16 protein-coding genes are annotated in these 18965 nt (G+C 66.5%); 10 read left to right on the top strand and 6 right to left on the bottom strand.

Annotated features, from left to right (window positions below; all coding sequences use genetic code 11):
• Nucleotides 1-16 precede the first annotated feature (16 nt).
• Together pstB and phoU are read left to right on the top strand one after the other, a co-directional pair.
• Complete coding sequence (gene pstB, locus BBH56_RS06620) at nucleotides 17-868, top strand: phosphate ABC transporter ATP-binding protein PstB (RefSeq protein ID WP_404828032.1); 852 nt, start codon at nucleotides 17-19, stop codon at nucleotides 866-868.
• A 23-nt stretch (nucleotides 869-891) separates the two neighbouring features.
• Nucleotides 892-1614: a phosphate signaling complex protein PhoU gene (gene phoU / locus BBH56_RS06615; RefSeq protein WP_069134130.1), complete on the top strand. Its 723-nt coding sequence runs from the start codon at nucleotides 892-894 to the stop codon at nucleotides 1612-1614.
• Here phoU and argF read toward each other — a convergent pair.
• Together argF and BBH56_RS06605 are read right to left on the bottom strand one after the other, a co-directional pair.
• The gene (gene argF / locus BBH56_RS06610; RefSeq protein WP_148122339.1) at nucleotides 1611-2513 is read right to left on the bottom strand and encodes an ornithine carbamoyltransferase; all 903 of its coding nucleotides are present in this window, start codon (nucleotides 2511-2513) and stop codon (nucleotides 1611-1613) included. The genes phoU and argF overlap by 4 nt on opposite strands.
• A gap of 18 nt (nucleotides 2514-2531) precedes the next feature.
• Complete coding sequence (locus BBH56_RS06605) at nucleotides 2532-3728, bottom strand: acetylornithine transaminase (RefSeq protein ID WP_148122763.1); 1197 nt, start codon at nucleotides 3726-3728, stop codon at nucleotides 2532-2534.
• Between the two features lie 65 nt (nucleotides 3729-3793).
• On the opposite strand from BBH56_RS06605, the gene BBH56_RS06600 reads away from it, so the two are divergent.
• The 5 genes from BBH56_RS06600 (at nucleotide 3794) to typA (ending at nucleotide 9792) form a co-directional block, all read left to right on the top strand.
• Nucleotides 3794-4678, top strand: a complete 885-nt coding sequence (locus BBH56_RS06600) for a PHP domain-containing protein (RefSeq protein WP_148122338.1) — start codon at nucleotides 3794-3796, stop codon at nucleotides 4676-4678.
• Nucleotides 4671-5666, top strand: coding sequence for a serine/threonine protein kinase (locus tag BBH56_RS06595; protein ID WP_235013322.1), 996 nt, complete (start codon nucleotides 4671-4673; stop codon nucleotides 5664-5666). Before BBH56_RS06600 ends, BBH56_RS06595 begins: the two co-directional genes overlap by 8 nt.
• A gap of 43 nt (nucleotides 5667-5709) precedes the next feature.
• A complete protein-coding gene (locus tag BBH56_RS06590; RefSeq protein WP_148122336.1) occupies nucleotides 5710-6387 on the top strand; it encodes a potassium channel family protein in 678 nt (225 codons plus the stop codon).
• Nucleotides 6341-7858, top strand: coding sequence for a TrkH family potassium uptake protein (locus BBH56_RS06585; protein WP_148122335.1), 1518 nt, complete (start codon nucleotides 6341-6343; stop codon nucleotides 7856-7858). The genes BBH56_RS06590 and BBH56_RS06585 overlap by 47 nt, the downstream gene beginning before the upstream one ends.
• Nucleotides 7859-7950: 92 nt before the next feature.
• Nucleotides 7951-9792 carry a translational GTPase TypA gene (typA, locus tag BBH56_RS06580; RefSeq protein WP_144348081.1) on the top strand — a complete coding sequence of 614 codons (1842 nt, stop codon included), beginning with the start codon at nucleotides 7951-7953 and terminating at the stop codon, nucleotides 9790-9792.
• A gap of 30 nt (nucleotides 9793-9822) precedes the next feature.
• Here typA and BBH56_RS06575 read toward each other — a convergent pair whose 3' ends face one another.
• Nucleotides 9823-10716 (bottom strand): polyprenyl synthetase family protein, encoded by an 894-nt coding sequence (locus tag BBH56_RS06575; protein WP_148122334.1) that lies wholly within the window; start codon nucleotides 10714-10716, stop codon nucleotides 9823-9825.
• Nucleotides 10697-10948 (bottom strand): exodeoxyribonuclease VII small subunit, encoded by a 252-nt coding sequence (locus BBH56_RS06570; protein ID WP_148122333.1) that lies wholly within the window; start codon nucleotides 10946-10948, stop codon nucleotides 10697-10699. The genes BBH56_RS06575 and BBH56_RS06570 overlap by 20 nt, the downstream gene beginning before the upstream one ends.
• A 72-nt stretch (nucleotides 10949-11020) precedes the next feature.
• On the opposite strand from BBH56_RS06570, the gene parE reads away from it, so the two are divergent.
• The 3 genes from parE to BBH56_RS06555 are packed head-to-tail and all read left to right on the top strand — an operon-like array spanning nucleotide 11021 to nucleotide 15904.
• Complete coding sequence (parE, locus tag BBH56_RS06565; RefSeq protein ID WP_148122332.1) at nucleotides 11021-12913, top strand: DNA topoisomerase IV subunit B; 1893 nt, start codon at nucleotides 11021-11023, stop codon at nucleotides 12911-12913.
• A 25-nt stretch (nucleotides 12914-12938) separates the two neighbouring features.
• Nucleotides 12939-15185, top strand: coding sequence for a DNA topoisomerase IV subunit A (gene parC / locus BBH56_RS06560; RefSeq protein WP_148122331.1), 2247 nt, complete (start codon nucleotides 12939-12941; stop codon nucleotides 15183-15185).
• 23 nt (nucleotides 15186-15208) lie between these two features.
• Complete coding sequence (locus tag BBH56_RS06555; RefSeq protein ID WP_083217691.1) at nucleotides 15209-15904, top strand: response regulator transcription factor; 696 nt, start codon at nucleotides 15209-15211, stop codon at nucleotides 15902-15904.
• On the opposite strand, the gene BBH56_RS06550 is transcribed toward BBH56_RS06555, so the two are convergent.
• Both BBH56_RS06550 and epmB read right to left on the bottom strand, forming a co-directional pair.
• Entirely contained in the window at nucleotides 15861-17828 is a 1968-nt protein-coding gene (locus BBH56_RS06550; RefSeq protein ID WP_198515198.1) for a sensor histidine kinase, read from the bottom strand. The genes BBH56_RS06555 and BBH56_RS06550 overlap by 44 nt on opposite strands.
• A gap of 58 nt (nucleotides 17829-17886) precedes the next feature.
• Nucleotides 17887-18891 carry an EF-P beta-lysylation protein EpmB gene (gene epmB, locus BBH56_RS06545; protein WP_148122329.1) on the bottom strand — a complete coding sequence of 335 codons (1005 nt, stop codon included), beginning with the start codon at nucleotides 18889-18891 and terminating at the stop codon, nucleotides 17887-17889.
• Nucleotides 18892-18965: the final 74 nt, after the last annotated feature.

The raw sequence follows: 18965 nt of genomic DNA, 5'->3' as shown, positions 1-18965 counted from the left end.
GACGGGTGAGGAATTCATGGAAACTGAAGTCAAGCAAAATGCCGCGGCCAGGGCGGGAGTAACGATGCCGGAAACCGAGGCAAACACCACACAAACACGCAATGAGTCGGAACTGGCGAAAATGAGCGCCACCGATCTCAATCTGTGGTACGGCGACACCCAGGCCCTGCATGGGATCAACCTGGACATGCCGGCCCAGGAGGTCACGGCCCTGATTGGCCCGTCGGGCTGCGGCAAGTCGACGTTCCTGCGCTGTCTCAACCGGATGAACGACCTGATCCCCCAGGTTCACATCAAGGGTGGCGTGGCGCTCGAGGGCGAGGACATCTACGACCCGAGCGTCGATGTGGTCCAGCTTCGGACCTTTGTGGGCATGGTTTTCCAGAAGCCCAATCCGTTCCCGAAGAGCATCTACGAGAACATCGCCTATGCGCCACGGCTCCACGGGACCGGGACCTCCCGGTCGGAGCTGGACGACCTGGTCGAATCATCGCTCAAGCGGGCGGGCCTCTGGAACGAAGTCGCGGACCGTCTGGACACACCCGGGACCGAGCTGTCGGGCGGCCAGCAGCAGCGGCTGTGTATCGCCCGGGCCATCGCCGTCAACCCTGAGGTCATCCTCATGGACGAGCCGGCATCGGCCCTCGATCCGCTGGCGACGGCAACGGTGGAGGAGCTGATCCACGAGCTCAAGGACAACTACACCATTGTCATCGTCACCCATAACCTGCAGCAGGCCGCCCGGGTGGCCGGATACACGGCGTTTTTCCACATGGGTCAGATTGTCGAGGTGAACGACACGGATACGCTGTTCACCAACCCGGCGGAACAGCGGACCGAAGACTACATCACCGGCCGGTTCGGCTGAGCCGGCAGGGAGCGGCAACAAGCATGGATAAAAAGACGTTCACTCAGCATATCTCGCAGCAGTACAACGAGGACCTCGAGCGTATCGTCACCCGGGTCATGACCATGGGCGGGCTGGTCGAGCAGCAGCTCGAGGCGGCTCTCGATGCCCTGGTGAATGGCGATCAGGAAAAGGGCGAACAGGTGGTGACGTCCGATTATAAGATCAATGCCATGGAGGTCGAGCTGGACGAGGCCTGCACCCACATTCTCGCGCGTCGCCAGCCCACCGCCAGTGACCTGCGCCTGATCATGGCGGTCATCAAGGCCATCACCGACCTCGAGCGCATCGGCGACGAGGCCGAGCGGGTGGGGCGGATGGCGCTGCATCTGCTCGACGAGGATCGGCGCCGCAGTCCGATGGCCGAAATCGCCGCCCTGGGCGAGCAGATCAAGGGCATTCTGCGTGGCGCGCTGGACGCCTTCGCGCGCATGGACTCGGAACAGGCGGTGCGCGTGGCGCAGGAGGACATTAAGGCGGACGCGCAGTATGACTCGATCATCCGCAACCTGGTGAAACACCTCGAGGATAATCCCAAGTCGGTGCCGCCGGTTCTGGATATCGTCTGGGCGACCCGCTCGCTGGAGCGGATCGGTGACCGGTCCCGGAACATCTGCGAATACGTGATCTACTTCGTGCGCGGCAAGGATGTCCGCCACATCAGTTTTGAGCAGATGGCCGAGGAGGCCACCGGCGACCGCCGCTAGCGGCGCGGGGTCACCAGCCACTCCAGCAGGGCCTTCTGGGCATGGAGGCGGTTTTCCGCCTCTTCCCAGACCACACTCCGGGGGCCGTCGATGACATCGGCGGTCACTTCCTCGCCACGGTGGGCGGGCAGGCAGTGCATGAAAAGCGCTTGTTCGCCGGCCGCCGCCATCAGCGCTTCATTGACCTGATAGGCGGCAAAGTCCTCAAGCCGGGTCTGACGTTCGTCCTCCATCCCCATGCTCGCCCAGACGTCGGTGACCACCAGGTCGGCGCCCTCCACCGCCGCCTGCGGGTCGGTCTCGTGGCGGCTGTTGGGGTAATCGGCCAGGTCTTCCGGGGCATAGGCCGACGGCGCCCCGATGGCAAGCCGGAAATCCATCATTTCCGCGGCCTGCATCCACGAGCGGCACATGTTGTTGCCATCACCCATCCACGCCACGGTCCGCCCCTGAAGCTCGCCCCGATGTGCCTGCCAGGTCTGCAGATCGGCGAGCAGCTGGCAGGGGTGGTGATCATCGGTCAGGCCATTGATCACGGGCACGCTGGAGGCGCCGGCAAAGCGCTCGACGGTGGAGTGATCGAAGGTGCGGATCATCACCGCATCGACCATGCCGGAGAGCACCCGGGCGGTGTCCTCGATGGGCTCGCCGCGGCCGAGCTGGGTGTCCCGCGGCGACAGGAACAGCGCACTGCCACCCAGCTGAGCCATTCCAGCCTCGAAGGAGACGCGGGTGCGTGTCGACGACTTCTCGAAGATCATGCCCAGCACTCGCCCGCGAAGGGGCTCATGCAGGCTGCCGTCGTGGTGCAGCGCGCGCAGCTCGGCGGCCCGCCGCAGCAGGGTCTCGAGGGTTTCGGCATCAATATCGGCGAGGGTCAGAAAGTGGCGCGGTGGCATTGGATTCCCCTGTCAGACTCAGGCGAGCGCCGCCGACGGATCGGCGAGGGCTTCCGCGGTCTGCTGGATCAATGGCGTCAGGGTATCGACCAGCCGGTCGGCCTGCTCGTCAGTGAAGGTCAGTGGTGGCAGTAGCCGCACCACGCGGCCCGCCGTTACGTTGATCAGGACGCCGGCATCGAGCGCCTGCGGCACCAGTGAGGGACAGGGACCCTCCAGCTCGACACCGATCATGAGCCCTTGGCCGCGGATGTCATGAACGCCGCGGACGCCGGTCAGGCCGTCGCGCAGTCCGCGCAGAATGCGCTTGCCGACAACCGCCGCCCGATCGAGTAGTCCGTCCCGCTCGATGGTCTCGATCACCGCCAGCGCGGCACGGCTCGACAACGGGTTACCACCAAAGGTGGTGCCATGGCTGCCCGGCCCCAGCACACCGCTGGCCGGGCCACCGGCCAGGCAAGCGCCGATGGGGACGCCGTTGGCAAGGGCCTTGGCCAGGGTGACGACATCGGGACGGATCCCGGCGTGTTGGTGGGCAAACCACGCGCCGGTCCGGCCCACGCCTGACTGCACCTCGTCGAGCATCAGCAGCCATCCTCGCTGATCGCAGAGTCGCCGCAGGGCCGGCAGATAATCGGCGTCGGGCACCACGATGCCGCCCTCGCCCTGGACGGGTTCGACGAACACCGCAACGGTGCGCTCGCTGGCCACCGCCTCGATGGCCGCACTGTCGTTGTACGGGGCGCGCACGAACCCGGCCGGCAGGGGGCCGAAGCCGGTCTGAGCGCTGCGGTTGCCGGTGGCCGTCAACGCCCCCAAGGTGCGCCCGTGAAAGGCATTGTCGGCGACAATGATCTCGGGTGCTTCAATGCCGCGGTGATGCCCATGCAGCCGTGCCAGCTTGATGGCCGCCTCGTTGGCCTCGGCGCCGCTGTTGGCGAAGAACACCTGATCCAGACCGCTGAGCTGACAGAGCCGCTCGCCAAGTCGGGTCTGATGCGGCACCTCGTAGAGATTGGAGGTGTGCACGAGGGTGCCCGCCTGATCGGCAACCGCAGCGGCCACCGCCGGGTGAGCATGCCCGAGGCCGCATACGGCGATGCCCGAGAGCGCATCCAGGTACCAGTGGCCTTCGGTGTCCTCCAGCCAGGCGCCGTCACCGCGCTGGAACGCCACAGGCAGGCGCTTGTATGTGGGCATCAGGGCAGTTGTCATCGTCATGACCTCCAAAAACAAACGGCAGCCTGCGGCTGCCGAGCGTTTCATTATAGGATGGGGGCATGAAGGCCACAAGCAAGGCGTCGAAGTCCGCCAGCCGTATTGATCTGCATATGCACAGTACCGCTTCGGATGGCCGTCTGTCGCCCACGGCGGTGGTCCAGCGGGCCGCGGATCAGGGCGTCCGGCTGATGGCACTCACCGACCATGACACCCTCGAGGGCCTCCCCGAGGCGCAGGCGGCGGCCGCACAATGCGGCATCGACTGCATACCGGGTATCGAGCTCTCGGCGCGCTGGGCACGGGGTGTGGTGCATATCGTTGGCCTGGACATTGATATCACGACCCCGATACTGCTCGAGGGCGTGGCCAGGCAGCAGATCGAGCGCCGTCAGCGTGCCGTGCGCATCGCCGAGCGGCTCACCCGGGCGGGCATCAGCGATATCACCGAGCGTCTCGAGCGATTGGCCCAAGGGGTGCCGGGGCGGGCGCACTTCGCCCGGGCCCTGGTCGAGCAGGGGGCGGTGTCCACGGTCCAGGCCGCTTTCGAGCGCTACCTGAAGCGCGGGCGGCCGGGTTATGCCGCCGTTGAATGGGCTCGAATCGAAGAGGTGGTGGCCTGGATACACGCCGCCGGGGGGATCGCCGTGTTCGCCCATCCGCTGCGCTACGGCCTCTCGCGGGGTGCCCTGCGTGCCGCCATTCAGGCGTTTGTCGACGCCGGTGGGCAATCCATCGAGGTGGCCAACGGTGGCGGCGGGCGGGATGACCAAGTGGCCGCCGCCGCGCTGGCACGACGCTTTGGTCTGACGGGGTCAAAGGGTTCGGATTTTCATGATCCCGACTTCCCGTGGATCGAGATCGGGCGTCTGGCGCCCCTCCCACCGGATATCCCCGCGGTCTGGGAACGTTTCCGTGAAACACCGGCCGAGTCTGTCAGTGGCTGAAGAATCCGGACCGCTCGATCACCCATTTGCCGCCCTGCAGCCGGCGCTGATCCTGGATATGGTCGAGGCCGCCGGCGTGCAGGCGGATGGCCGTCTGCTCGCCCTCAATAGCTATGAAAACCGGGTCTATCAGCTCGGCGTCGAGGACGGGACACCGCTGATTCTCAAGGTCTATCGGCCCGGGCGCTGGAGTGATGGGTCGATCATCGAGGAACACGCCTTCGCCCGGCAACTGGCCGGACACGATATCCCGATCGTGCCGCCCATCAGCCTCGACGGTCACACCCTCCACCATGCCGCGGGGTTTCGTTTCGCCCTCTACCCGCGTCGCGGCGGGCATGCGCCCGAGCTCGACCAGGCGGCCACCCGGGAATGGCTGGGCCGGCTGCTGGGGCGTCTGCACACGGTCGGTGAAGCCGCCGAATTCGCCCACCGGCCGCTGCTTGATCCGGATGTCATGGGTCGACAGAGCCGCGACTGGCTGCTGGAGGCCGGCTGGATACCGGCAGCGCTGGCGGGGGCCTATCGCGCGGTGACCGATGAGCTGTTGAGCGCCATTGACGAGGCCTGGGCGCGGGCCGGACAGAGTGCGGCTGTCCGTCTGCACGGCGATTTCCATCCGGGTAACATCCTCTGGACGCAGGCTGGCCCGCATCTGGTGGATCTGGACGACTGTCGCACCGGGCCGGCGATCCAGGATCTGTGGATGCTGCTCAGCGGCGAGCGTGCCGAGCGAACGCTGCAGCTCAGTGACCTGGTGGCCGGCTACGAGCAGTTCCGCGAATTCGACCCCCGTGAGCTGCACCTGCTCGAAGCGCTGCGCACCCTGCGGATGATGAATTATGCCGCCTGGCTGGCACGGCGCTGGCATGATCCGGCGTTTCCGGCGGCCTTCCCCTGGTTTGGCAGCGAGCGTTACTGGGACGAGCATGTGCTGGCGCTGCGCGAGCAGCTGAGCGCGATGCAGACGCCGCCGCTGGCGGTATGATGGCGACGATTTCAACCCGCAACCAGAGGGCCACCCCGCAGTGATGATTGTGATAATCGGTGCCGGCCCGGTCGGCACGAACCTGATCGAGCAGGCCCTGTCGGGCACCAACAACGAGCTGGTGGTGGTCGAGAGCGACCCGGCACTGGCCGATGCCTGTGCCGAGCAGCACGACGTGCGGGTGCTGTCCATGGACGTCGGTGACGATGCCTTTGTCGATGAAAGCCAGCTGGCGCGGGCCGAGGCGCTGATCGCCACCACGGATGACGACTCGACCAATCTCATGGCGATACTGCTGGCCCGGGAGGTCGGGGTGAAAACGCTGACGGCCACCGTCAGCCGCCGTTCGCATATGGCCATGTTCCGCCGCCTGGGGGTGCGCGTGCTCGGCGACCCGGAGCGTCTGGTGGCCCAGCATCTGCTGGACATCACCCTGTTGCCGGGCATCAGCGATGTCACCACCCTGCGTGGCGGCCAGCAGATCATCGAACTCAGACTTGAAGACGGTTCGCCCCTGCTGGGGCTTGACGCCCGCACGATCCAGCAGCGGGAACTGCCGGACGCGGGGCTGCAGCTGCTGGCGCGGGTCCGTGACGGCGAGACCCAGCCCTTGACCGAGGGCGATGCCCTGGCGGCGGGCGACAGCGTGATCCTGTTCGCCACGGAGCGCCTGCGTGGCCGCCGCCGGCGGGAGTTTCTCGAGCGCAAGCTGGGGGGATGAGCGCGTGCGCGAGATCCTGCGTGGCGTCGGCTTTCTCCTGCATGTCCCCGGCGCCATGGCGCTGGCTTCGTTGCCCATCGCCTGGTGGGGCGGCGAGCGGTGGGGGCTGGCCGGGTTCCTGATCACCGCGGCGGTTTCGCTGGGCGCGGGGCAGGCGCTGGTCTGGACGACGCGGGGCCCGCTGGTGTTCTATCGCTATCAATCCATGCTGATTGCCGCGATCAGCTGGCTGCTCATCACCCTGGTGGGGGCGATCCCCATTTATATCAGTGCGCATCTCTCGCCGCCCGCGGTTGACGCCGCTATCCAGATCTTCCGGTATCCGGCCAATGCCGTGTTCGAATCGGTATCGGGGTTCACCTCCACCGGCCTGACGGTGGTGAGTGCCGCCTCCGAGCTGCCCCTGCATATCCAGTGGTGGCGCAGCCTGATCCAGTGGGTGGGTGGCATTGGTGTCATCCTTCTGCTGCTGGCGGTGATCCCCGCCGAGCGCGGCGCGATCAACCTGTACTTCTCGGAAGCCCGCGATGAAAAGATCCTGCCGACGGTCAAATCCACCGTGCAGGCCATCTGGGCCATCTATGTGGGCTACACGCTGATTGGCATCCTGTTGCTGTGGCTGGCCGGCGACCCACTGTGGCGGGCCATCAATCACGCCATGTCGGCGATTTCCACGGGCGGGTTCACGATCACCGATGATGGGCTGGCGAGCGCGAGCACTGCGGTTCGACTGGCCTACACACCGATCATGCTGGTGGGGGCGATCAGCTTTCTCATTCATTACCGGATGGTGGTCGAGCGGGTCGGCCCGCGGTCCCTGTGGCAATTGCTGGAGGTGCGGGTATTCGTCTACGTGCTCGTGCTGGGCGGGCTGCTGCTCTGGGGACACCGCTGGCTGGTGGGTGCCGATACCGACCCGGTCAGTGCGCTGGTGCTGTGGGTATCCGCCATCACCGCCACCGGTGTGACATCGGTGAACATCGCCACACTCGACAATGGCTCGCTGCTGTTGATGCTGGTCGGGCTGGCCATGGGCGGCATGGCCGGCTCGGCGGCCGGAGGCATCAAACTGCTGCGCGTCGGGCTTTTGATCAAGGACGTGGTCGGCCAGCTGAGACGGCTGCGCGCCACGCCCCACGAGGTGGTCGTGCTGCGCTATAACGGCGCCCGGATCACGCCGGCGGAAATGGCGCGGCTCGGGCATACCGCGCTGCGGCTCGTGGGCGTATTCATGCTGCTGTGGCTCGTCGGCGTTTTCATCATGCTCTACTGGATGCCCGATGACATGCGTCTGGCCTATGTGTTCTTCGACACGGCCTCGGCGCTGTTCAACAACGGGCTCGCCACCGGGGTGGCCGGACCGGACCTGGACACCGGCGCCGCGCTGGTGCTGAGCGTGCTCATGCTGCTGGGACGACTCGAGGTGTTTCCGCTGCTGCTGCTGGTGGCGTTTTTCCTGGGACGGCGCTAGGAAATCGCCGGCTGGCCGACAATTCCGCCGCGCAACCTGTAGACTGGGGGGTTATTCATCACAGCGACCGATTGATCAGCGAGCGAAATCCCATGAGCACCGATCCCATCCAGACCGACGTGCGCGACCTGCGCAATGTCGCCATCATCGCCCATGTCGACCACGGCAAGACCACGCTAGTGGATCAGTTGCTCCAGCAGTCGGGCACCCTGGCCGCGCGGGGCGAGGTGCAGGACCGGATCATGGATTCCAATGATCTGGAGCGCGAGCGCGGCATCACGATCCTGTCAAAGAATACCGCCATCAAGTGGCAGGATCTGCGCGTCAACATCGTCGACACACCGGGCCATGCCGATTTTGGTGGCGAGGTCGAGCGCGTGCTGTCGATGGTCGACTCGGTGCTGCTGCTGGTCGATGCGGTCGATGGACCGATGCCGCAGACCCGCTTTGTCACCCAGAAAGCGCTGGCGCTGGGTCTCAAACCCATCGTGGTGGTCAATAAAGTCGACCGTGATGGCGCGCGGCCCGACTGGGTGGTGGACAAGACCTTCGATCTGTTCGACAACCTGGGTGCCAGTGACGAGCAGCTCGACTTTCCGGTGATTTACGCCTCGGCGCTGAACGGCTATGCCGGCACCGACTCGGATGTCCGCAGCGGCGACATGACCCCGCTGTTCGAGCTCATCCGCGACATCGTCCCGGCGCCTCAGGTGGATGCCGAGGGACCATTCCGCATGCAGGTGACCTCCCTCGACTACAACAGCTATGTCGGCGTCATCGGCATCGGCCGTATCGAGCGGGGCAGCGTCAAGAGCAACCAGACGCTGACCTGCGTCGACCGTGACGGCAAGCGCCGACAGGTCCGGCTGCTGCAGGTGCTGGGCTTCCTGGGACTTGACCGCGTTGAGGTGCCCTTCGCCAGTGCCGGCGATATCATCGCGTTTACCGGCATTGACGGCATCAACATCTCCGACACGCTCTGCGACAGCTCGGCGGTGGAGGCGCTGCCAGCACTGACCGTCGACGAACCGACGGTGTCCATGACCTTCCAGGTGAACACTTCGCCGTTCGTGGGCCGGGAGGGCAAGTATGTGACCTCGCGGCAGCTGCGGGAGCGGCTGATGCGGGAGCTCGAGCACAACGTCGCGCTGCGGGTCGAGGACACCAATGACCCCGAGCGTTTCCGGGTCTCGGGCCGCGGTGAGCTGCATCTGGGCATCCTCATCGAGAACATGCGCCGCGAGGGCTATGAGCTGGGTGTCTCCCGGCCCGAGGTCATCACCCGCGAGGTCGATGGCCGGCTCGAGGAGCCGTTCGAGCAGCTCACCGTCGACGTCGAGGAAGACTATCAGGGCGCGGTGATGCAGGCCCTCGGCGAGCGCGGCGGCGAGCTCACCGACATGCTCCCGGACGGCCGTGGCCGGGTGCGGCTGGACTACACCATTCCCGCGCGGGGCCTCATCGGCTTTCGCACCGAGTTCCTGACCGCCACCTCGGGCACCGGGCTGATGTATCACGTTTTCGATCACTACGGCCCGGCGAAGACCGGTGAGTACGGCCAGCGGATCAACGGTGTACTGGTGTCGATGGCGCCCGGCAAGGCGCTCGCCTATGCGCTGTTCAACCTCCAGGATCGCGGCAAGCTGTTCATCGGGCATGGCGACGAGGTCTATGAGGGGATGGTCATCGGACTGCACAACCGAGACAACGATCTGGTGGTCAACCCGCTCAAGGCCAAGCAGCTGACCAATGTTCGCGCGGCCGGCTCGGACGAGAGCATCATCCTCACGCCGCCGCAACGGCTGACGCTGGAGCAGGCGCTGGAGTTCATCGACGACGATGAGCTGGTGGAAGTGACCCCGGGCGCCATCCGCATCCGTAAGAAATACCTCCTCGAGCATGAGCGCAAGAAGGCGGCGAAGGCCGGCCACTAGGGCCCGTCGTGAGCCTGGAGCAGTCCGGGCTCAGCGCTCGCGCTGGATGATGTAGTCGGCGAGCGCCCGCAGGCGATCCGCGCCAGACCCCATACCGCCCAGGGCGTCGACGGCCCCGTCGCGCAGTCGACGGGCGAATTGCTGCGAGGCCTCAAGGCCCATCAGCCCCGGATAGGTCGGCTTGGCGCGACGCGCATCGGCTCCGCTGGTCTTGCCGATGGCCTCGCTGTCGCCGGTGACATCGAGGATGTCGTCCTGCACCTGAAAGGCCAGACCGATGCACTGGCCGTACTCATCCAGCCTCTGACGGACCGAATCGTCAACGCCGTGGGGCCCGCTCAGCGAGCCCAGTCTGAGGCTGGCCAGGATCAGCGCCCCGGTCTTGTAGCGGTGCATGGTCTCGAGCTGCGCGGCATTCAGTTGATGCCGGACGGCGCCCAGGTCCAGCGCCTGACCGCCTGCCATGCCCTGCGAGCCCACCGCCGCCGCCAGGGTCCGCACCATCTCCAGTCGGCGTTCGGCGGCAACGCCCGTCGCTCCCGCCAGATGCTCGAACGCCAGGGTCTGGAGGGCATCGCCGGCGAGGATCGCGGTGGACTCGTCAAACGCTCGGTGACAGGTCGGCTGACCGCGGCGCAGGTCATCGTCGTCCATGGCCGGCAGATCGTCGTGGACAAGCGAGTAGGCATGGATCATCTCCACCGCACAGGCGGCCGGGTCCAGATCCGGCGCGTCGACGCCACACAATGCCCCCGCCTCGTAGACCAGGAACGGGCGCAGCCGCTTGCCCGGGGCCAGCACGGCATAGCGCATGGCCTGATGGAGCCGCGTCGGTGGCTGGTCGTCGGCGGGAAGGACGGTTTCCAGCGCGGCCTCGACCCGCGCACGGGCCCGGCTCAGCGCGTCATTCAGGGCCGCTGTCATCGCTTCCCTCAAAGGGCCGGGGCTGGGCGTCGGGATCGCGGCCGGCGAGAATCTCGACGCGCTGTTCGGCCTCGGTCAGCGCCTTCTGGCACTCCCGCGTCAGCCGGATGCCCTGCTCGAAGCATTGCAGGGACTGCTCCAGTGTCAGCTCGCCGGCTTCCATGCGCTCGACCAGTTCCTCGAGGGTCTTGAGGGCGGCTTCAAAGTCGGGGGTCGATTCAGATTCACTCATGCCTGCAAGTCTAGCGCGCAGTGGCGGGCAACGCACTCGCCCGATGCGGTGCCACCCGTTACACTTCCCGCCATGAGCAAAGATTACGATTCCGCTTCCATCGAGGTTCTCACCGGCCTCGACCCGGTGCGCCGTCGCCCGGGGATGTATACCGATACCACCCGCCCCAACCATCTGGCCCAGGAGGTCATCGATAACAGCGTCGACGAGGCCATCGGCGGTCACTGTCAGCGGATTGACGTCACGCTGCATCGCGACGGGTCACTGTCAGTCAGTGACGATGGACGCGGCATGCCGGTGGATATGCACCCCGAGGAGGGGGCACCCGGCGTTGAAATCATCCTTGGCCGACTGCATGCCGGCGGCAAGTTCTCGCGCGAGAGCTACCAGTTCTCCGGCGGCCTGCACGGGGTGGGTGTGTCGGTGGTCAACGCCCTGTCGACCCGCCTCGAGGTGAGTATCCGCCGCGACGGGCGGGAATGGCGGATGGCCTTCGCCAACGGCGAGCGGATCCAGCCCCTCGAGGCGGTGGGCGAGGTCGGCCGGCGCAACACCGGCACGCGCCTGCATTTCTGGCCGAATGCCGAGTACTTTGATTCGGCCCGCTTTTCGCTGCCGCGCCTGCGCCATGTCCTGCGGGCCAAGGCGGTTCTCTGCCCGGGGCTCGCCGTGCGGCTGGTCGAGGAGGCCAGCGGCGAGGAAACGCTCTGGCACTACGAAAAGGGGCTGGCCGATTATCTGGGAACCACCCTCGAGGGTGTCCCGCAGATCCCCGCAGCGCCGTTCACCGGCGATTTTTCGGCCGCTCACGAAGCCGTGGAATGGGCGGTCGCTTGGCTGCCCGAGCAGGGTGAGCCGGTGCAGGAAAGCTACGTCAACCTGATCCCCACCCTGCAGGGCGGCACCCACGTCAACGGCCTGCGCACCGGCCTGACCGAGGCGCTGCGGGAGTTCTGCGAGTTCCGCAATCTGCTCCCGCGCGGCGTACGCATCGCCCCGGAGGATGTCTGGGAGCGGGTGACCTATGTGCTCTCGGTCAAGCTCGAGGAGCCGCAGTTCTCGGGCCAGACCAAGGAGCGCCTGTCCTCCCGCGCCTGCGCCGGATTCGTCTCGGGCGTGGTCAAGGACGCCTTCAGTCTGTGGCTCAATGAACACACCAGCGAGGCCGAAGCACTTGTCGAGCTGGTGCTCGCCAATGCCCAGCGCCGCCTTCGGGCATCACGCAAGGTGACGCGCAAGCGGGTCACCCAGGGGCCGGCGCTGCCCGGCAAGCTGGCCGACTGCAGCAACCAGGATCCGGGCATCAGCGAGCTGTTTCTGGTGGAGGGGGATTCCGCCGGGGGATCCGCCAAACAGGCCCGCGACCGCGACTTTCAGGCCGTGATGCCGCTGCGTGGCAAGATCCTCAATACCTGGGAGGTCGATCCGTCTGAGGTCATGGCTTCGCAGGAGGTCCATGACATCGCCGTTGCGCTGGGGATCGAGCCGGGGTCGGAGGATCTGAGCGGGCTGCGCTACGCCAAGGTCTGCGTGCTGGCCGATGCCGACCCCGATGGTGCGCATATCGCGACGCTGCTCTGCGCGCTCTTCCTGCGCCATTTCCCCGCCCTGGTGCGGGCCGGTCACGTGTTCATGGCCATGCCGCCGCTGTATCGGGTGGATGTGGGCAAGCAGACCTGGTACGCGCTGGACGAGGACGAGCGCCAGGGTATCCTCGAGCGGATCGAGGCCGAAAAGCTCAAGGGCAAAGTGGCGATCACCCGGTTCAAGGGGCTCGGCGAGATGAACCCGCTGCAGCTTCGCGAGACCACCATGGCCCCGGATACCCGGCGGCTGGTTCAGTTGACCGTTGACGCCCCCGAGGAAACCGAGGCGCTGATGGCGATGCTGCTGGGCAAGCGTGCCGCCAGCCAGCGCCGCGCCTGGCTGGAGCGCAAGGGCGATCTGGCCGACGTACTGGTATGAACGGGCGACAGGATATCCACAAACGATGAGCGAACCGATTCAGTCAGAAGGCTTCGAGCGCCGCCCGCTGCAGGAGTTCACCGAAAAGGCGTATCTCGATTATTCGATGTACGTCATCCTCGACCGGGCGCTGCCCCACGTCGGCGATGGCCTCAAGCCCGTGCAGCGGCGCATCGTCTATGCCATGTCCGAGCTGGGCCTCTCGGCGGTCTCCAAACACAAGAAGTCGGCCCGCACCGTGGGCGACGTGCTGGGCAAGTACCACCCCCATGGCGACTCGGCCTGCTACGAGGCGATGGTGCTGATGGCCCAGCCCTTCTCCTATCGCTATCCGCTGGTGGACGGCCAGGGCAACTGGGGGTCGGCGGACGATCCCAAGTCCTTCGCGGCCATGCGCTACACCGAGGCGCGGCTGGCCCCCTACGCCCGCCTGCTGCTCCAGGAACTGGGCCAGGGCACGGTCGAATGGCAACCCAACTTTGATGGCAGTCTGGATGAACCGGTGACCCTGCCGGCGCGGGTGCCCAATGTGCTGCTGAATGGCGGCACGGGGATCGCCGTGGGCATGGCCACCGATATCCCGCCACACAATCTGCGCGAGGTCGCGTCGGCCTGCATCCGGCTGCTGGATGAGCCGGAGGCCGACATCGACGCGCTCTGCGAACACATCCAGGGCCCCGACTTTCCCACCGATGCCGAGCTCATCACCTCCGCCAGTGACATCCGCCGGCTCTACGAAACCGGTCATGGCGGTCTGCGGCTGCGGGCCCGCTGGGAGCAGGATGGCCGCGATGTGATCGTGACCGCCCTGCCGTTCCAGGTCTCCGGCAGTCGGGTGCTCGAGCAGATCGCCGCGCAGATGCAGGCCCGCAAGCTGCCCATGGTCGAGGATCTGCGTGACGAGTCGGACCACGAGAACCCGACCCGCCTGGTCATCAGCCTGCGCTCCAATCGGGTGGATGCCGAGGAGGTGATGCAGCATGTCTTCGCCACCACCGATCTCGAGAAAACCTATCGGGTCAACCTGAACGTGATCGGTCTGGATGGCCGCCCGCGGGTGCGCAATCTGCGCGAGCTGCTCGGCGAGTGGCTCGAATATCGCCGCGACACGGTCCGGCGCCGCCTGCAGTGGCGGCTGGAAAAGGTCGAGGCGCGTCTGCATGTGCTCGAGGGCCTGCTGACCGCCTATCTGAACATCGATGAGGTGATCGCGATCATCCGTGACGCGGATGAACCGCGCCCGGCCCTCATGCAACGCTTCGGGCTGACCCAGACCCAGGCCGAGGCCATCCTCGAGCTGCGGCTGCGGCATCTCGCCCGGCTCGAGGAAATGAAGATCCGGGGTGAGCAGGACGAGCTCGCGAGCGAGCGCGACGAGCTGACTGACATTCTCGGCTCGGAAGATCGGATGACCCAGCTCATCCAGTCCGAGCTGAAGGCCGATGCCGAGGCCTATGGCGACGACCGCCGCTCGGTGCTGGTGGCGCGCAGCAGTGCACGGGCACTGAGTGAAAGCGAGCTTGTGCCCAGTGAACCGATCACGGTGGTGCTCTCGCAGAAGGGCTGGGCGCGGACGGCCAAGGGCCACGAGGTGGATCCGCGCAGACTCTCCTATCGATCCGGTGACGGTTTTGCCGCGGCGGCCAGCGGGCGCAGCAACCAGCTGGCGGTTTTCCTGGACACCCAGGGACGCAGTTACAGCCTGCCCGCGCATACGCTGCCCTCGGCCCGTGGTCAGGGCGAACCGCTGACCGGCCGGCTGCAACCGCCGGATGGTGCCTTCTTTGCGCATGTGCTGTGCGGCGAACCCGAGGAGCGGGTGCTGCTGGCATCGGACGGCGGCTATGGCTTTGTGGCCCGGATGCAGTCGTTGCAGGCCCGTCAGAAGGCCGGCAAGGCGGTGATCAATCGCCCGGCCGACAGCGAAATCCTGCCCCCCATCCGCCTCCCGTCCCATGCCGACCGCGTCGCCGTGGCCACCAGCGCGGGGCGGCTGCTGGTGTTTGCCCTTGATCAGCTCCCCGAGCTGTCACGCGGCAAGGGCAACAAGCTGATCGATATCCCCGCCGCGCGGCGGGCCGAGGGGACTGAGAAGGTGGTGGGACTGTGTCTGCTGGGGCCGGATCAGCCACTGGTCGTTACCGCCGGCAAGCGCACCCTCACGCTCAAGACAGCGGATCTGGCTACCTACGAGGGCGAAAGGGGCCGGCGTGGGCGGCCGCTGCCGCGGGGCTTCCAGCGGGTCGATGCGCTGTCCCCGCATTCCAACTGAAGACGCTGCAGCAGGCTTTTGGCATGGCAGGAATGATTGATGCGCTGGTGATTGAGGACGAGGCCGACATCCGGGATGCGGTGGTGGGTTATCTGACGCAGGTCGGCTGGACCACCGCCGGCGTGGAATCGGTGGAAGCCGCCGATGCAGCGCTGGCGCAGACCGATGCGGCGGTGCTGGTGCTGGATCTGGCCCTGCCGGGCGAGTCCGGTCTTGACTGGCTCAGACGCCGGCCGGACCTGCGCGGAAAGGGCATCATCATGGTGACCGCCGCCGGTCGCGAGGCGGAGCGGATCGCCGGTCGCGACGCCGGTGCCGACGACTATTTCGTCAAGCCGGTGAACCTGGTGGAGCTCAGTGTGAGTGTCCGCAATCTGATCGCGCGGCTGCCCGTGAACGATCACTGGCAGCTCGACTCGCTCAGCTGGCAGCTGCGCGCGCCCGATGGATCGGCGGTCAGGCTCACCGCCTCGGAGCTGGCGTTGCTGGAACTGCTGGCGGGCCAACCCGGTGCCGTGGTGGAGCGCGACACGATCATCCGACGCCTGGGGGCCGACCCGGAGACCTACGACATTCGCCGTATGGAGGTCATGCTGCGCCGCCTGCGGGTAAAGATCGCCGACCAGCTTGGTCTCGAGGCCCCCATCGTGACCGTCCGGGGGACGGGGTATGCGTTCACGGCAGAGATTGACTGGACGGGAGAGGGATCCACAGGGTAAAGACGCTGCCCCGGCCGGGTGAACTGTCCACCGTCACCGATCCGCCGTGGGCGCGCATGACCTCGGCGACCAGGTAGAGTCCCAGCCCCAGTCCCTGTTTCCGGGGCCGCCCGGCTGCCTGGTGGTGTTTTCTGAAAATCGCGGCCTGCTCGGCTTCATCGATCCCGGCGCCCTCATCGCTGACGGCGATGCCGATGCAATCCACGGCCCTGCGTGTGCGGACACGGATCGGCGCCCCGGCGGGCGAGTACTTGGCCGCGTTGTCGATGAGATTATGCAGGGCGGTGGTCAGCAGCGCCTCATCGACAACCACGGGCACGGCGTCGATGGACTCGATCACGATGCTATGGGTGACTCGCAGGTCACTGCTGTGCAGCACCCGGGCGAGCCAGTCGTCGAGGTTGATGGTCTGCCTTTCCATGGCATCGAGTCGGTCGTGCAGGCGGTCACTTTTGAGCCATTCATCAAACAGCCCCCGCAGGCGCTCCGCCGCCCGATCGATGGCCTGAAGGCGCTCATCCGAAAGGACATGATCACGCTGCTGCTCGAGCCGGGCGAGCTCCGTCTGGTTTGAGATGATCGCCAGCGGGTTACGGAATTCATGCGCGATCAGCGCCCCGAACTCGATGTACTGATTGAGGGTTTCGCGCTCTCGGTTCAGGGCCGACTCCAGCGCTTCGGTGCGGTCCTGGACCTTGCGCTCAAGCTGCCGCTCGGAATCCCGAAGCCCCTGGACCAGCTCCGCCTCGGCCTCGAGCGCTATGTCCTGGGCCTGTTCCCGGGCCCGCCGCTCGGCCTGGATCCGGTCGGCGAGGGCGAACGAGAGCAGCAGCATGTCGAGCAGCGAGCCGATCTGCATGAGATTGAGCGTCACCGCGTTGGTCGGCACGAGGGCGAAATTGCGGGCCGCCTGGATGCCGACCGCCAGCAGCAGGACCGCCCAGGCGGCCAGCAGGAAACGTGCGCTGCGATATCCGGCGAGCCAGCAGATGACCGTCACCGCCAGCATCGATGGTCCGGCGAGTACCGCCAGCGCACTCAGGCTGATCACGCCGATGCGGACCGGCAGACCCAGCAGCGGAAAAGCCGCCACCACGGTAAATGCCACCATCAGCCCACGCAGCAGCCAGTCGGCCCGGGGAACGGATCGGCGCGTGTCCAGAAACTGGCGCAGGAATTCGACGGCGAAGACGCCCGCGATGGAGAACAGGGTGTTGGTCCCAATGCTGCGCGGCCAGTCGACCAGCGCGAGGGAGTAGGCACCAAATCCGTTCATGAACCACATGCCGGACGCCGCAAACAGCAGAAATCCGCAGTAAAGCAGGTAGTTGCGATCGCGCAGGGACAGGAACAGGAAGAAATTGAACAGCAGCAGCGCGCCGGCGACACCATAGTAGGCGGCCGTCCACAGATAGTCGGTCTGGGTGGCATAACTGAACGTCGCCGGCTCCCAAAGCGTCAGCGGCGTTGTGAGCGAGCCCACCGAGGCCACCCGTAGATAGTAGGTCTGGGGCGCGTCCGAGGCGAGCTGTATCGGAAAGACCGGGTGTCGGTGCGGCCAGGGGCGATTCGCCGCCGGCTGATACTGGCCGGTTTCAACGACTGTGCCGTCGGGATAAAAAAGCCGCAGGTCGGTCAGCCCATAGAATCCCACCTCGATCAGGTAGGGCGCCGGCTCGGGGGTGTTCCCGACAAGGGTGAAGCGCAGCCAGTAAACCGAGGCCGACAGGCCAAAGTTGAGGCCGCCAATGCCGTCGTTGGAGACGAACGCGCCGGCGGCGTCCGCGGCACGGACCTCACCGATGGTTTTCCCGCCGGTGGGATCCTCGAGAAACGCTACCTGGCTGTCCAGCCGGGCGCGGCCGTCATCGGGCGCGATGACGGCCGCGGTGGCCAGCGTCGGCAGCAGTGCAATCAGAACCATGAGGATCCGTTTCATGGGTTAAGTCTGCCACCGGCCCTTGGGACAGGCCACTTGCCCGTCACATCGGGGCGTGCCGGGTCCAGTCGATGGGCACTTTCCAGGGCTCACCGGCCACTTCGCGGACCAGTCGCGGCAGCATGTAGCCCGGGGTCACCGCGGCCAGTTCCCGCATGAGGGCGGCGGCGGTCGCGTCGTCCACCTCGAAATGGGCCGCCCCGCGGACGCGATCAAGCAGGTGCAGGTAGTAGGGCTGTACGCCCAGTTCAAACAACCGCTCGCCCAGCGCCTCCAGGGTTGCGGCGTCATCGTTGACGCCGCGCAGCAGCACGGCCTGGTTGTAAAGCCGCACGCCGCGCGCGGTCAGGCGTTGCAGGGCATCGGCGACGCGGCCATCCAGTTCCTTGGGGTGATTGGCGTGGATGACCATGACCGGTGTCAGGCGGGTGCCGGTCAGCCACTCCAGCAGCGCCCCGTCGATGCGGCTTGGCAGCACCACCGGCATGCGGCTGTGGACGCGGAGGCGCCGCAGGTGCGGGATGCTGGCGAGGGCCTCGCTGAGCGCGCCCAGACGCCGGTCGTTGAGGCTAAGCGGGTCGCCGCCGCTGAGGATGGCTTCGCTGATGGATGGATCGGCGCGCAGGTAGTCGATGGCCCCGGCCCATTGCCCGCTGCTCGCGTTGGCGTCGGCATAGGGAAAGTGGCGGCGAAAGCAATAGCGGCAGTTGATGGCGCAGGCACCGGTGGCGATCAGCAGCGCACGCCCCCGGTATTTGTGAATGACGCCGCCGTTGGCCAGACTGGCATGATCGCCCACCGGGTCATCGCCAAAGCCGGCGCTGTCGGCGGATTCCGCGTCCACCGGCAGGACCTGGCGCAGCAGGGGATCATGGCGATTACCCGGTTCGATGCGCTGCAGATAGGCTTCCGGCACCCGCAGTTCGAACAGCCGGTCCGCGCGTGTTGCCGGCTCGAGCAGCGAGGCATCCAGCCCGAGGCGCTTCAGCAGCGACGCCGGGTGCCGGATGGCGTTCTGCCACTCGCGCTGCCACGGGGCTGTGCTCATGTGTCATCCCTCTGTCGTTTCGGTTAGCATGCAGCGCTGTTCGCCGTGCAGGTCGCGGCAGTCAGCGCAATGGA

Origin of the sequence: Spiribacter roseus (assembly GCF_002813635.1) — a bacterium.
GTDB lineage: Bacteria > Pseudomonadota > Gammaproteobacteria > Nitrococcales > Nitrococcaceae > Spiribacter > Spiribacter roseus.
Note: the sequence above shows the minus strand (reverse complement) of the source record. Positions and strands in the feature narration are given on the sequence as shown.

What these genes read in the sequence shown, in the direction of transcription:
- parC (WP_148122331.1), top strand. Translation starts at nt 12,939, where the DNA reads ATGAGCGAACCGATTCAGTCAGAAGGCTTCGAGCGCCGCCCGCTGCAG.
- BBH56_RS06600 (WP_148122338.1), top strand. Translation starts at nt 3,794, where the DNA reads ATGAAGGCCACAAGCAAGGCGTCGAAGTCCGCCAGCCGTATTGATCTG.
- BBH56_RS06605 (WP_148122763.1), bottom strand. Translation starts at nt 3,728, where the DNA reads ATGACAACTGCCCTGATGCCCACATACAAGCGCCTGCCTGTGGCGTTC.
- phoU (WP_069134130.1), top strand. Translation starts at nt 892, where the DNA reads ATGGATAAAAAGACGTTCACTCAGCATATCTCGCAGCAGTACAACGAG.
- BBH56_RS06575 (WP_148122334.1), bottom strand. Translation starts at nt 10,716, where the DNA reads ATGACAGCGGCCCTGAATGACGCGCTGAGCCGGGCCCGTGCGCGGGTC.
- BBH56_RS06570 (WP_148122333.1), bottom strand. Translation starts at nt 10,948, where the DNA reads ATGAGTGAATCTGAATCGACCCCCGACTTTGAAGCCGCCCTCAAGACC.
- typA (WP_144348081.1), top strand. Translation starts at nt 7,951, where the DNA reads ATGAGCACCGATCCCATCCAGACCGACGTGCGCGACCTGCGCAATGTC.
- epmB (WP_148122329.1), bottom strand. Translation starts at nt 18,891, where the DNA reads ATGAGCACAGCCCCGTGGCAGCGCGAGTGGCAGAACGCCATCCGGCAC.
- pstB (WP_404828032.1), top strand. Translation starts at nt 17, where the DNA reads ATGGAAACTGAAGTCAAGCAAAATGCCGCGGCCAGGGCGGGAGTAACG.
- BBH56_RS06590 (WP_148122336.1), top strand. Translation starts at nt 5,710, where the DNA reads ATGATTGTGATAATCGGTGCCGGCCCGGTCGGCACGAACCTGATCGAG.
- BBH56_RS06550 (WP_198515198.1), bottom strand. Translation starts at nt 17,828, where the DNA reads ATGGTTCTGATTGCACTGCTGCCGACGCTGGCCACCGCGGCCGTCATC.
- parE (WP_148122332.1), top strand. Translation starts at nt 11,021, where the DNA reads ATGAGCAAAGATTACGATTCCGCTTCCATCGAGGTTCTCACCGGCCTC.
- argF (WP_148122339.1), bottom strand. Translation starts at nt 2,513, where the DNA reads ATGCCACCGCGCCACTTTCTGACCCTCGCCGATATTGATGCCGAAACC.
- BBH56_RS06555 (WP_083217691.1), top strand. Translation starts at nt 15,209, where the DNA reads ATGGCAGGAATGATTGATGCGCTGGTGATTGAGGACGAGGCCGACATC.